Source organism: Streptomyces goshikiensis (assembly GCF_014650555.1).
Classification (GTDB): Bacteria; Actinomycetota; Actinomycetes; order Streptomycetales; family Streptomycetaceae; genus Streptomyces; species Streptomyces goshikiensis.
The window spans coordinates 15,937-28,452 of record NZ_BMVE01000012.1 but is presented as its reverse complement, the minus strand read 5'-3'; the positions used below and the strand labels follow the sequence as shown (position 1 = coordinate 28,452).

The 12,516-nt window shown below is 73.9% G+C and carries 10 protein-coding genes; 4 read left to right on the top strand and 6 right to left on the bottom strand.

Going from position 1 to position 12,516, the window contains the following annotated elements; translation table 11 throughout:
- Positions 1–73: 73 nt before the first annotated feature.
- Together IE248_RS28045 and IE248_RS28040 are read right to left on the bottom strand one after the other, a co-directional pair.
- Positions 74–367: a DUF1232 domain-containing protein gene (locus IE248_RS28045; RefSeq protein ID WP_190032052.1), complete on the bottom strand. Its 294-nt coding sequence runs from the start codon at positions 365–367 to the stop codon at positions 74–76.
- A gap of 54 nt (positions 368–421) precedes the next feature.
- On the bottom strand, positions 422–886 hold the full coding sequence (locus IE248_RS28040) for a MarR family winged helix-turn-helix transcriptional regulator (RefSeq protein WP_008742277.1): 465 nt from the start codon (positions 884–886) through the stop codon (positions 422–424).
- Between the two features lie 111 nt (positions 887–997).
- Between IE248_RS28040 and IE248_RS28035 the strand changes: the two genes are divergently transcribed.
- Both IE248_RS28035 and IE248_RS28030 read left to right on the top strand, forming a co-directional pair.
- Positions 998–1,558 (top strand): DoxX family protein, encoded by a 561-nt coding sequence (locus tag IE248_RS28035; protein ID WP_073797569.1) that lies wholly within the window; start codon positions 998–1,000, stop codon positions 1,556–1,558.
- A gap of 70 nt (positions 1,559–1,628) precedes the next feature.
- The gene (locus IE248_RS28030; protein WP_100584027.1) at positions 1,629–3,437 is read left to right on the top strand and encodes a glycoside hydrolase family 15 protein; all 1,809 of its coding nucleotides are present in this window, start codon (positions 1,629–1,631) and stop codon (positions 3,435–3,437) included.
- A gap of 24 nt (positions 3,438–3,461) precedes the next feature.
- On the opposite strand, the gene IE248_RS28025 is transcribed toward IE248_RS28030, so the two are convergent.
- On the bottom strand, positions 3,462–4,295 hold the full coding sequence (locus tag IE248_RS28025) for a helix-turn-helix domain-containing protein (protein ID WP_190032051.1): 834 nt from the start codon (positions 4,293–4,295) through the stop codon (positions 3,462–3,464).
- Between the two features lie 143 nt (positions 4,296–4,438).
- Here IE248_RS28025 and IE248_RS28020 point away from each other — a divergent pair, with 143 nt between their 5' ends.
- A complete protein-coding gene (locus tag IE248_RS28020) occupies positions 4,439–5,479 on the top strand; it encodes a zinc-dependent alcohol dehydrogenase family protein (protein ID WP_190032050.1) in 1,041 nt (346 codons plus the stop codon).
- Positions 5,480–5,507: 28 nt separating this feature from the next.
- Here the strand turns inward: IE248_RS28020 and IE248_RS28015 are convergent, their stop codons facing one another.
- Positions 5,508–6,917, bottom strand: coding sequence for an APC family permease (locus IE248_RS28015; protein WP_190032049.1), 1,410 nt, complete (start codon positions 6,915–6,917; stop codon positions 5,508–5,510).
- A 445-nt stretch (positions 6,918–7,362) separates the two neighbouring features.
- On the opposite strand from IE248_RS28015, the gene IE248_RS28010 reads away from it, so the two are divergent.
- Complete coding sequence (locus IE248_RS28010) at positions 7,363–8,682, top strand: serine hydrolase domain-containing protein (RefSeq protein WP_229895572.1); 1,320 nt, start codon at positions 7,363–7,365, stop codon at positions 8,680–8,682.
- Between the two features lie 18 nt (positions 8,683–8,700).
- Here IE248_RS28010 and IE248_RS28005 read toward each other — a convergent pair whose 3' ends face one another.
- Positions 8,701–10,785, bottom strand: coding sequence for a SpoIIE family protein phosphatase (locus tag IE248_RS28005; RefSeq protein ID WP_417810763.1), 2,085 nt, complete (start codon positions 10,783–10,785; stop codon positions 8,701–8,703).
- Positions 10,786–10,994: 209 nt separating this feature from the next.
- Positions 10,995–12,428 carry an MFS transporter gene (locus IE248_RS28000; RefSeq protein WP_373301639.1) on the bottom strand — a complete coding sequence of 478 codons (1,434 nt, stop codon included), beginning with the start codon at positions 12,426–12,428 and terminating at the stop codon, positions 10,995–10,997.
- Between the last annotated feature and the right edge of the window lie 88 nt (positions 12,429–12,516).

Below are 12,516 nucleotides of genomic sequence, written 5' to 3'. Positions count from 1 at the left end.
GCGGCCACCTGATCGGCCCAAGGGCCCCGATCCGGTGTTCCGCGGCCGATCCCGCGGCCGCCGCAGCCGCGCGTCAGACCCCGTCCGGCCCCTTCGCGGGCCGGGCCGCCGCCGCGGCGGCCTGGAGGGAGCGCAGGGCCAGCAGCAGGACCCCGATGTCATCGAGGTACACCGGGTCGGGGATCAGGTCCGCGGGCGAGACCGTGTAGATCACCGCCACCCAGAACAGCGCCTTGTCCCGCAGGGGGATCCCCGAGTCCACCAGCAGCCGGCGCGTCTTGAGGACCCGTACGAACAGCACGGCCGCCGCGATCGCCAGCCCGAGGGCGACGATCACGGCGACGGTGAACCAGGCCTTGCCATCCATAACGTCCCTATACCCCGTCGGGGGCCGCTACCCCCACGGGCGACCCGTCCGTCCTCAGGCGCCCTGTTCCCGCAGGCGCCGGCCGACCTCGCCCAGCCCGTCCGCCAGCGCGTCCAACTGCTCCGGCGTGAGCACGTCCACGAGGATCTCCCGCACCGTCGCCACGTGCCCGGGCGCGGCCTCGTCCAGGCGGGCGCGCCCGGCCTCGGTGAGGACGGCGAACACCCCGCGGACGTCGGAGGGGCAGCTGCGGCGGCGGACCAGGCCCGCCTTCTCCATCTGGGTGATCTGGTAGGTCAGCCCGCTCTTGGAGTTGATCAGCCCGTTGGCCAGCTCGGTCATCCGCAGCTCGCGCTCCGGGGCGGCGGCCAGCCGGACGAGGATCTCGTACTGCGGGTGCGAGAGTCCTGAGTCATCCTTGAGCTGCTGGTCGAGGCGGCGGTTCACCAGCGCGGAAGCGGCCAGGAATCCGCTCCAGGCGCGCATCTCGCGCTCGTTCAGCCATCTCGTCTCAGCCATGGACCCAGACTACATGGGTTGTTCCAATTTGAATCACTCGGCCCGACTGGTTAGGGTCGCCCCAACGGTTTGAATTTGAACAACTCCCACCCCGTCCGGAAGGCCCCCACCATGACCAGCCCCTCCGTCACCCCGACGAAGTCGCAGGCCAACGCACCGGCCGTATCCGCCCTGACCACCCTCTCCACCCCCGGCCACGACGTCGGCCTGCTCCTCCTCCGCCTCGTCCTCGGCCTCACCATGGCCGCCCACGGCAGTCAGAAGCTCTTCGGCTGGTTCGGCGGCGGCGGCATCAGCGGCACCGGCAAGTTCTTCGAAGCCTCCGGCTACCCCGCCGGCGAGGCCATGGCGGCCGTCGCCGGGCTCACCGAAACCCTCGGCGGCCTCGGCCTCGCCCTGGGGCTGCTCACCCCGCTCGCCGGCGCCGCGATCGTCGGCACCATGATCAACGCCATCGCCGTCCGCGGCACCGGCTCGTTCTTCGCGCCGGAGGGCATCGAGTACGAGCTGCTGCTCACCACCGGCGCCGCGGCCCTCACCCTCACCGGCCCCGGCCGGTACGCGGTCGACCGCTTCCTGCCCGTACTGCGCGGCCACCGTCTCACCCACGGAGCCGCCGCCCTCGCCCTCGGCATCGTCCTCGGCTTCGTCATGGTCCTCGTCCGGAGCTAGTTCCTCCGCGTCGGAAGGTGCCCGGGTCCCGCGCTGATTGGGCCCGGGCATTCGCGGGAAAAGCGCACAGATGACCCAACCCATCGAAGACTACGCACTCATCGGCGACCTCATGACCAGCGGACTCGTCGGCTGCGACGGGTCCATCGACTGGCTGTGCCTGCCGCGCTTCGACTCCTCCGCCTGCTTCACCGCGCTCCTCGGCGACAAGGAGAACGGCCACTGGCGCATCGCCCCGGCCGGGGCCGCCGAGGGCGAGCGCTGCACCCGGCGGTCCTACGTGGACGGCACGCTGGTCCTGGAGTCGTACTGGGAGACCCCGGACGGCGGCGCGTTCAAGGTCATCGACTTCATGCCGCAGCGCGACAGCGCACCCGATGTGATGCGGATCGTCGAGGGGATCTCCGGCGAGGTCACCGTACTGAGCGTGCTGCGCCTGCGCTTCGACTACGGGCACGTCGTCCCCTGGGTCCGCCGCTCCGGCGACGACCGGGTCGCCGTCGCCGGCCCGGACTCCGCCTGGTTCCGCAGCCAGCCGCCCGTGCGCACCTGGGGCGAGGCCAACAGCACCCGCTCCGAGTTCACCGTCACCGCCGGGGAGCGGGTCGCCTTCGTCCTGACCTGGCACCCCTCGCACGAGCCGCGCCCCGAGCCCGTCGACCCGTACGCCGCGCTGGAGCAGACCGTCTCCGACTGGAGCGAGTGGAGCGCCCAGTGCACCTACGAGGGCCCCTACCGGGAGGCCGTGACCCGCTCCCTGATCACCCTCAAGGCACTCACCTACGCCCCGACCGGCGGGATCGCCGCGGCCGCGACCACCTCCCTGCCCGAGGAACTCGGCGGCGTCCGGAACTGGGACTACCGCTACTGCTGGCTGCGCGACTCCACCCTCACCCTCGGATCGCTCCTCGCCACCGGCTTCCAGGACGAGGCCCGCGCCTGGCGCCGGTGGCTGCTGCGGGCGATCGCCGGAGACCCCGCCGACCTGCAGATCATGTACGGGATCGCGGGCGAGCGGCGGATCCCCGAGGCCGAACTGCCGTGGCTGCGCGGGTACGCCTCCTCCGCGCCCGTCCGGGTCGGCAACGCCGCCGTGGACCAGCTCCAGCTCGACGTGTACGGGGAGGTCCTCGACTCGCTGTACCTGGCCAGGTGCGCCGGGATCCCGATGGAGAAGCACGCCTGGCGGATCCAGCTCGCGCTCCTGGACTTCCTCGGGGACAACTGGCGCCGGCCCGACGAGGGACTGTGGGAAGTGCGCGGCCCGCGCCGCCACTTCGTGCATTCCAAGGTGATGGCCTGGGTCGCCGCCGACCGGGCGGTGCGGACCCTGGAGGCCGACCCCACGCTCCCGGGCGACGTGGAGCGCTGGCGGACCATGCGGGAGGAGGTGCACCGCGAGGTCTGCGAGAAGGGCTTCGACGCCGAGCGCAACACCTTCACCCAGTACTACGGCTCCAGCGAGCTCGACGCGGCCACCCTGCTCATCCCGCGGGTCGGGTTCCTGCCGCCCGACGACCCGCGCGTCATCGGCACGGTCGACGCGGTGCGCCTGGAACTCGGCCGCAGCGGCCTGGTCCGCCGCTACAGCACCGAGGGCCCGTCCGTGGACGGACTGCCCGGCGACGAAGGGGCCTTCCTGGCCTGCTCGTTCTGGCTGGCCGACGCCCTGCATCTGACCGGCCGCGAGAAGGAGGCGCGGGAACTGTTCGAGCGCCTCCTGTCGGTACGCAACGACCTCGGGCTGCTCGCCGAGGAGTACGACGCCGTCGCCGGACGCCAACTGGGCAACTTCCCGCAGGCGTTCAGCCACATCGGCCTGGTGAACACGGCGCTCACCCTGAGCGCCGAGGTCCCCGGCCACCCGGCCGCCGGCTGACCCCCGCGCCGCTGCCCGGGAGCGTCAGCCGGCGGGGGCCGCGCCCCGGGCCGCCGCGCGGCGGCGCAGCAGCTCCGCGGTCTCGGGGTCGGCGGGGAGGAAGGCCTCCAGGTGCAGTTCGGCCAGGGTGACGTCCACGGCCGTGGCGAAGGAGGTCAGCGTCGTCAGCAGCCGCAGCTCGCCCCCGGCGGTGCGCAGCCGCAGCGGAACCGCGAAGCCGAGGTGGTCGGGGCCCGGCGGCGCCCCGGCCGGCGGCAGGTACCCGGCGAGCTCCGCGGCCAGGGCGTCGAGCCCGCCGTCCGGATGGGCGGCGGCGCGGGCCCGCAGGCTCTCCGTGACGTGCCGCCCCCACGCCGCCAGGTTCACCACGCGCGGGCCCATCCCCTCGGGGTGCAGGGCGAGCCGCAGCACGTTCACCGGCGGCTCCAGCAGCCGCGCGGCCGCGCCCTCGGTGAGCACCTCGAACGCGTCGTTGGCCAGGACCAGTTCGCCGCGCGGACCGGCCACCACCGCCGGGTGCGGCAGGTGCCCGGTCAGGATGGACCGCAGCGCGTTCATCGCCGGTTCGATCGCGGCGCCGTCGCGCGGCGACTCCTCGTAGGCGGGCGCGTAACCCGCCGTCAGCAGCAGCGCGTTGCGCTCCCGCAGGCTCAGGGCGAGGGACTCGGCCAGCCGCACCACCATCGCCCGCCCCGGCGCGGAGCGGCCGCTCTCGATGAAGCTGAGGTGCCGCTGCGTGGTCCCGGCGAGCGCGGCCAGTTCGAGCTGGCTCATCCGGCGCAGCGCCCGCCACCGGCGGACCTCGCGGGAGAACGGGGAGGGCCGGTGCGCGGCAGCGGCGGCTGTGGTGGGGGCCATGTCCCCCTTTCTAACCGCCTCCGGGCGCACCGCGCGATTCCCCGGAGGGAATTGCCGCGCGTCGCCCCGCCCCCGACCCTGGAGCGGCCGGCCCGCCGCGCACACCGCCGCCGCGGCGAACGGTCACAGCCCTGGAGGACGTCATGCGCTCGTACCACCTGGAATCGTTCGGCGCCGTCGAAGGCATCGTGCTGCGCGACCGCGGCGGCCCGCGCCCGGAGCCGGCCGGTCCCACCGGCATCGTCGTCGCGCTGCGCGCCGCCTCCCTCAACAAGCGGGACCTGCTCATCCTGGAGCGGCGCTATCCGCTGCCCGCCGCGCCGGGCGTGGTGCCGCTCAGCGACGGCGCGGGCGAGGTGGTCGCCGTGGGGGAGGCCGTGACCCGGTTCGCGGTCGGCGACCGCGTCTCCTGTACGTACTTCCCGCGCTGGCGGGGCGGCCGGATCACGCCCGACGCGGTGGACCAGCCCGGCTGCACGCTCGACGGGATGCTCGCGGAGTACGCCTCGCTCGACGAGGAGTGGGCGGTCCGCGTTCCGGACCACCTGACCTGGGAGGAGGCGGCCACCCTGCCGTGCGCCGGGGTCACCGCCTGGCACGCGCTGACCGGTGGCGAGGCGGTCGGGCCCGGGCAGAGCGTACTGACCCTGGGCACCGGGCCCGTCGCCCTGTTCGCCGTGCAGTTCGCCAAGCTGCTGGGCTGCCGGGTCGTGGCGACCACCTCCGACGAGCGGAAGGAGGACCGGCTGAAGGCGCTCGGGGCCGACGCGGTCGTCAACTACCGGCGCACCCCGCACTGGAGCCGCTCCGTACGGGAACTCACCGACGGCCTCGGCGCCGACCTGGTGGTGGAGACGGGCGGCCCCGACACCATCGAGCAGTCGGTCCGGGCGAGCGCCCTGTACGGCCAGATCGCCCTGCTGACCACCGGCACCGCGGAGCGGCCCGGCATCGAGATCTCGCACGCGGCGTACGCGTCGAGCCTCGCCACGATCCGCCGCGTCTTCGTCGGCAGCCGCAGCCGGTTCGAGGACATGAACCGGGCGGTCTCCGCCCACGGACTGCGCCCGGTCATCGACCGGGTGCTCCCCTTCGAGGAGGCCCACCGGGCCTACCGGGAGTACGCGGCGGGCGGCGCCTTCGGGAAGGTCGTGATCGGCATCGGCGGGGCCGACGGGAGCTGACCCCCGCCGGCCCCGCCGGTGCCGTCGCTCACGCCGAGGCGGTGTCCTGGCCGTCCTCCGGGATGCTGACCAGCCAGCGGCTGTCCTGCCGCGGCCGCAGGTACAGGGCCCAGTACAGGGTGGCCACGGCGGTGATCCCGCCCGTCCACAGCAGGTACTGGGTCTCCTGCTGCGTCAGGATGTAGGCGAGTACGGCGCTCAGCACCACCGGCACGGCCGGCCACAGCGGCATCCGCCAGGCGGCCGCCTCGCGGTGCGCCCCGCGCCGGCTGAACAGCGCGGCCACCGCGACCAGCAGGTACATGCCGGTCACCGAGACACCGGTGACCCCGTACAGGGTGTCGAGGTTGACGAAGCACAGCGCCGCGCCCGGCACGCCGACCAGCAGCGTGGCCACCCACGGCGAGCCGAACCGGCCGAGCCGCGACAGAGCGTTGTTGACGGGCTCGGGCCAGGCCTTGTCGCGGGCGGAGGCGAACAGCACGCGCGAGTTCTGGATCACCATGACGATGCCGGCGTTGACGATGGCGAGGGCGACGCAGAGGCTGACGAAGGTGCCGACGGCCGAGTTGGACCAGGCGGTGACCATCCCGCCGAGGTCGCCCGCGGCCAGCGCGTCCAGGTCGGGGGCGCCCGCCGTGATGGCGATGACCGGGACCAGGATGACGGCGGTGGAGATGGCGAGGGTGGCGAGCACCGTCCGGGCCACGTTGCGCCGGGGGTTCTCCAGTTCCTCGGAGAGGTAGACGGCGGTGGAGAACCCCTGGGTGATGAACAGGGCGATCGCCAGGCCGGAGACGACCATCATCGCGGTGACGGTGGAGGTGCCCCCGCCCTCCGCCGCGACCGTGCCGTGCACGAGGGCATCGGCCCCGCGCTCGCTGTGCGCGAACCCGAGGACGGCGACGAGAGCCGCCGCGACCACTTCCAGCACCAGGAAGATGCCGGTGATCCAGGCGTTGGCCCGCAGGTCCAGCAGGCCGGCGAGGGTGGCGAGCAGCATCACGCCGCCGCCCGCGACCGGAGCCGGTATCTCGATGATCGGAGCCAGGTAGTCGGCCGTACCCATGGCGATCACGGGCGGCACGATCATCACGACCAGCAGGGACAGCACGAACACCAGCCAGCCGGCGAGCCGGCCCGCCAGGGTGGAGACGATCGCGTACTCGCCGCCCGCGCTGGGGATCAGCGTCCCGAGCTCGGAGTAGCAGAACGCCACGCCGACGCAGAGCAGCGAGCCGATCGCGATGGTGAGGGCGGTCCACGTGCCGAGACTGGCGAACAGGTCGGGCACGACGACGAAGAGGGTGGAGGCGGGCGTCACGCACGAGAGCGTGAGCAGTGTTCCGCCGACGACCCCGATGGAACGCTTGAGCTTCTGCGGGGTGGGCCCGGTGGCGGGAGCGAGGGCCTGTGGTGCGCTGATCGTGTCAGACATCGGTACGCGGTTCCGATCGGCAGATGCGGTGAATGAGCGCGGGAGCGGTATCGCCTCCGAGGCGGTGGTGAGCAAGGGTGTGAGCGGCTCCCGGGCCGACATGGAATCTCCGCGAGATCCGCAGGTCAATAGCTGTTCATGTGCGGATTCCATCGCTCTGCCCGCCGCGAGACCCCTGTTTTCGGTGTTAAGGCCGTGTAAACGCTGCACCGATGCGGGGTGCGGGAACCGCAGCTGCCCGCGGGTAAATTTCCTTCCGCTTTGCCGACTCGATGGTGTCAAGAGACCCGAACGGGGGAGGCGCGTCTGCTACCCGGGGCTGAGGCGGCGCGCGCCGGGATCGTCCCGGCGGCCGATGGGGGCGCGGCCGCCCGGGACAAGAATCGGAGGCGACCGAAGATCGTCCGAGCGCCCCGCACGGGGCGTCGACCAGGGGGAGACACCCATGCGCTCCACGCGCCGAGGCCGAGGACCCGCTTTACGCACCACCGGGGCGGCGGCCGCCGTCGTACTGGCCCTGCTGGCCGGGGCCGCCCCGGCCGCGAGCGCCGCCACCGGCTCCGGGACCGCCACCCCGTCCGCGACGGCCAGGGGGCTGGACCGCGAGGCCCTCCAGCGGCGGCTGGACGCCGTCCACGAGGCCGGCATGTACGGGGCGTACGGCAGCGTCCGCGACGGCCGCGCCCAGTGGACCGGGGCCACCGGCTTCGCCGACGTCGACACGCGGCGGCCCGCCACCCCCGACATGCGCCACCGGGTCGGCAGCATCACCAAGACCTTCACCGCCACGGCCGTGCTCCAGCAGAGCGCCCGCGGCCGCATCGGGCTCGACCGGCCGGTCGGCGACTACCTGCCCGGCCTCGTCCCGGGGGAGCGCGGCCGCAAGATCACCGTGCGGATGCTGCTGAACCACACCAGCGGCATCGACGACTACGTCATCGAGGCGTTCCCGTCGCTGAAGGAGAACTCCCCGAAGAGCCTGGACGACTTCCGTCACCGCACCCTGCGGCCCGCCACCCTGATCGGGTACGGGGTGAACCGGCCGCAGCTCTTCGAACCCGGCACGGACTGGTCCTACTCCAACACCAACTACCTGCTGCTCGGCGAACTGCTGCGGAAGGTCACCGGCGAGGACCCCGAGCGCGTCATCACCCGCGACGTGATCCGCGCGGCGGGGCTGCGCCACACGTACTTCCCGGGGTCGGACCCGGTCATCAGGGGACCGCACTCCCGGATGTACGAGAACCTGGGCGGGCTGATCGACCCGGCGCGCGACTACAGCGAATACAACATGACCATGGCCGGCACCGCCGGGGCCCTGGTCGCGACCACCCAGGACCTCAACACCTTCTACCGGGCGCTGCTCCAGGGAGACCTGCTGCCCGCCGACCTGCTGCGCGAGATGCGCACCACGGTGCCGGTCAAGGGCCCGGACGGAGCCGTGGTGATCCGCTACGGCCTCGGCATCTACAGCATGGACACGCCGTGCGGACCCGCCTGGGGCCATGACGGCGGTGTCTTCGGCGCGAGCACCCAGGCCATGTCCAGCGCGGACGGCAAGCGGCAGTTCGCCGCCGGGTTCAACCTGTCGGGCTACCAGCGCGCCGACGCGAACGGCGCGCCGGTGCCGCACCCGATCGACGCGGCCGTGAACCGCCTGCGCGAACAGGCCCTGTGCGGTACGAGCGCCCCGGCGACCGGCCGCCAGGCCGCTCCGCAGGAGCTGCCCGTGTCCCTGGACGCGCGGCTGACGGCCCCGCGTTAGCCCCCGCGCCGCCGGTCCCTACGGCGGATCGGGGATGCGGGCGGCCAGCAGCAGCGCGGTGTCGTCCGGCCGGTCGGCGGAGTCTCCCACCTCGCTGATCAGCCGGTCGGCCGTCTCCGTGAGCGGGACGGGAGCGGCCGCGGCCAGCGAGGCCCGCAGCCGCTCCACCCCGTCGTCGATGTCCGTGCCCGGCATCTCCACCAGCCCGTCGGTGTACAGGGCGAGCACCGCACCCGGCTCCAGCATCAGCTCCGTCACCGGGTACGCGGCATCCGCGTCGACGCCGAGCACCACCCCGCCCGGCAGGTCCAGTACCTGCGTCCGCCCGTCGGGGTGCCGCAGCAGCGGCTGGGGGTGCCCGGCCCGGACGGCGCACGCGCGGCCCGACTCCCGGTCGAGCGACACGTAGCAGCAGCTCGCGAACTGGCCGGGGTCCAGGTCGATCAGCAGCCGGTTGGTGCCGCGCACGATCTGCTCGGGGGTGTTGCCGCTGAGCGCGAAGGCCCGTACCGCGCTGCGCAGTTGGCCCATGGTCGCGGCGGCCGCGACGCCGTGCCCCTGGACGTCCCCGATGACCAGGGCCAGCATGCCCGGGCCCGTCTCGATGACGTCGTACCAGTCGCCGCCCACGTCCATGCCGACGGTGCCGGGCAGGTACCGGCCCACCGTGACCACGTCCTCGAACACCGGCAGCCGGTTCGGCAGCAGCGCCGCCTGGAGCCCCCGGGCCAGCGCGGCCTCGGTGTCGTAGCGCTGGGCCCGCTCCAGGGCCTGTGCGATCAGGCCGGCCAGCGCGGTCAGCACCGTACGTTCCTCGGGGCTGAAGCCGCGCGGTGAGTCGAAGCCGAGGATGCACGAGCCGACCGGCCGGCCCGAGGCGATCAGCGGAAGGAAGGCGCGCGCCCCGACGTGGGAGTCCAGCGGGATCCCCGGATAGGCCGCGGCCAGGTGCTGCATCGACTCGAAGAACATCGGCCGGCCGGTGGTGAGGGTCTCCACCCCCGGCAGCCGCACGTCGAGCGCCACCCCGTCGAACCGGTCGAGGAAGCCCTGCGGGAACCCGGTCTCCCACGCCAGGTACAGATGGCGCTCGTTGAGGAGGTAGATCGCCAACTGGCGTCCGCCGAAGGCCGGCAGCAGCTCCTCCGTGACCACCGCCGAGACCTGACGGGCCGTCACCGCCTCGGTGAGCGCGATGGCGAGGGCCACCGGGCGGTACATGGCGGACGCCCGGTCGGCCGGCGAACCCAGCCCGGCGCCAGGCCGGACCATCGACGAGGGCGCGTAGGCGGGCGGATCGGTGGACGCTATGGTCACGGTCACCCCGTCCCGCCCGGGGTACAGGCCGATCGAGAGCCACTCCCCGGAGGGCAGCCGGCCGCGCCGGGCCGGGAAGAGCACGGGCGCGTGGGCCAGGAACACGGCCCGGAAGTGGTCCTCGTAGGCGGGGTGGCCGAGCCAGGGGAGCGCCTCCCACACGAGCCGCCCGTGCAGCCCCTCGCCGTCGGGGCCGAGGAGTTCGTGCGCGGGGGCGCTGACGTAGCGGATCCTGCCCTGCCGGTCCAGGGACAGCACCGCCTGCGTGAGCCGGTCCACGGCCTCTCGGGCGTCGTTGTCCCGGGGCGGCGACGGGGCGTACACCGGGTCGCCTTCCCACACCGGCGGCGCCCCGTCCCCGGCGAGCGCCGAAAGCTCCCCGGCCAGGCGCTCGGCGATGGCCCGCAAGGCCTCCCGGTCGTGGGCCGAGATGGCGACGCCCGGGGTCGCGTCGCGCAGGACGAACAGCACCCCCAGCCGCTCCGGCCCGGCGCTCACCGGCTCGTACAGCGAGGCGAACGGGAACGGCAGCCCGGCCACCAGCTGCGGGAACCTCCGCATGGACGTCTCCGCGTCGGGCAGCAGCACCGACTGGCCCGACCGGTACGCCTCGCCGGCCGGGTACGGGCGGTTCACGTGGAGCCGCCACCACGGCCGGAACAGCCGCCCGGGCAGCCCCGCGATCACGGCGATCCGCAGCAGCCCCTGGGTGCCGGAGCGCAGGTACAACCCGCCCGCGTACCCGCCGACGGCTTCCACCGCATCCACCACGGCCCGTACGAGCACCTGGGCCGTGGGGTCGGGGGCGGGGCCGCCGCCGCTGTCCGGTCTCGCCGTCACACAGCCAGGATGCGCCCTGGGGCCCGCGCGGCGCACCCGCACGCCGGGCGCCGGCGGCGCGGCCACCGGAAGGCCGCGGAAGGCCGTGGGAGCCCCTACGAGGCCCCCGTGCCTCTGCGAGGCCCCGGGCGCCTGCGAGGCCCCGGGCCCGGGGGTCAGCTTGCGGCGGGTCGCTCTCGGTAGCCCAGCGTCACGGTGGCCGCGGCCAGCAGGGCCACTACGCCCACCGTGCCCAGCGCCACCCCCATGGCATCGGTGAACGCGGTGACCTGCGCAGGGTCCCGCGGGTCACCGTGGAAGCGGGAGGCCAGCACCGTGCCGAACACCGCCACCCCCAGCGCGGCGCCGATCTCGCGGGCGGCGGTGTTCAGCCCGGAGCCCAGGCCCGCCTGGTGGGCCGGCAGCTCGGCGACCACCGTCAGGGTCAGCGAGGGCGCGCTCAGCCCGGCCCCGGCGGACATCACCAGCAGGTAGACGGCGTACACGAGGTACGGGGTGTCCTTGTCGACCGTGGACAGCAGCAGCAGCCCCGCGCCGACCATGGCGAGCCCGGCGCCGACCGGCAGCCTCGGCCCGGTCCGCTGCGCCAGCCGGGCGCCCAGCTTGGGCATCACGGCCAGGCCCGTCGTCACCGGGATGATCGCCAGCCCGGCCATCGCGGGGGAGAAGCCCTTGGCGTACTGGAGGTACTGGGGGTTCACGTAGAACAGCGCGAACAGCCCGAAGAAGCCCGTACCGATGCCGAGCGTCCCGGCCCGCAGCTTCGGGGACCGGAAGATCCGCGGGTCCAGCAGCGGGGCCGCGGCGCGCAGCGCGTACAGGGTGAAGGCGGCGAGCAGCGCCGCACCGGCGCCGAAGGCGCTCAGCACGCGCACCGAACCCCAGCCGAAGCCCGGGCCCTCGATGATCCCGTAGACCACGGCGAGCAACGCGCCCGCGAGCAGCGCCGCGCCCACGGGGTCGACGGACGCGTCGGACCGCGAGGGAGTACGGGGGACCGTGCGGGCCACGATCAGCGCGAGCAGCCCGCCGAGCGGGACGACGGCCCAGAACAGCGCCCGCCAGGTCAGGTACTGGCCGGCCAGGCCGCCGCCGATGTTGCCCGTCAGGCCCCCGAGGCCGATGGTCAGCGTCCAGGTGGCCAGGGCCTGGGCGCGCCGCTCGGGCGGGCTCAGGTGGACCAGGATCGACATCGTGGCCGGCATGATCAGCGCCGCCCCGGCCCCGCACAGGCCGCGCCCGGCGATCAGTACGGCCGGGGTGGTGGCGAGCGCGCTGACCGCGCCGCCCGCCGCGAACAGGCCGAGCCCGGACATAAGGGCGCCCTTGCGGCCGTAGCGGTCGCCGAGCGCCCCGGCCGGGATCAGCAGCGCGGCGAAGACGATGACGTACGCGTCGACGGCCCAGAGCAGCTGGCCGGGCGTGGGGTGCAGGGTGGAGGCGGCGAGCTGCGGGATCAGCAGGTTGACGGCGGCCACCATCGCCTGCGCGACGAGGACGCAGGCACACAGCACGAGCAGGGTGGCGCGGGTCAGCGTGGGAGCCGGCCCGGGCACGGCCCGGTCCTGTATGTCGGCATGGCGGAGCAAGGCTCCTCCTCGGAGTCAGGATCGGGCTCGGGCGGGGACTCATGTCCCGCCGCTCACCGTAGGGTTGGGCTGACCTGCTTTCCAGTGC

Excerpts from the sequence above, each read along its gene's own strand:
- IE248_RS28045 (WP_190032052.1), bottom strand. The coding sequence starts at position 367 with ATGGATGGCAAGGCCTGGTTCACCGTCGCCGTGATCGTCGCCCTCGGG.
- IE248_RS28040 (WP_008742277.1), bottom strand. The coding sequence starts at position 886 with ATGGCTGAGACGAGATGGCTGAACGAGCGCGAGATGCGCGCCTGGAGC.
- IE248_RS28035 (WP_073797569.1), top strand. The coding sequence starts at position 998 with ATGACCAGCCCCTCCGTCACCCCGACGAAGTCGCAGGCCAACGCACCG.
- IE248_RS28030 (WP_100584027.1), top strand. The coding sequence starts at position 1,629 with ATGACCCAACCCATCGAAGACTACGCACTCATCGGCGACCTCATGACC.
- IE248_RS28025 (WP_190032051.1), bottom strand. The coding sequence starts at position 4,295 with ATGGCCCCCACCACAGCCGCCGCTGCCGCGCACCGGCCCTCCCCGTTC.
- IE248_RS28020 (WP_190032050.1), top strand. The coding sequence starts at position 4,439 with ATGCGCTCGTACCACCTGGAATCGTTCGGCGCCGTCGAAGGCATCGTG.
- IE248_RS28015 (WP_190032049.1), bottom strand. The coding sequence starts at position 6,917 with ATGTCTGACACGATCAGCGCACCACAGGCCCTCGCTCCCGCCACCGGG.
- IE248_RS28010 (WP_229895572.1), top strand. The coding sequence starts at position 7,363 with ATGCGCTCCACGCGCCGAGGCCGAGGACCCGCTTTACGCACCACCGGG.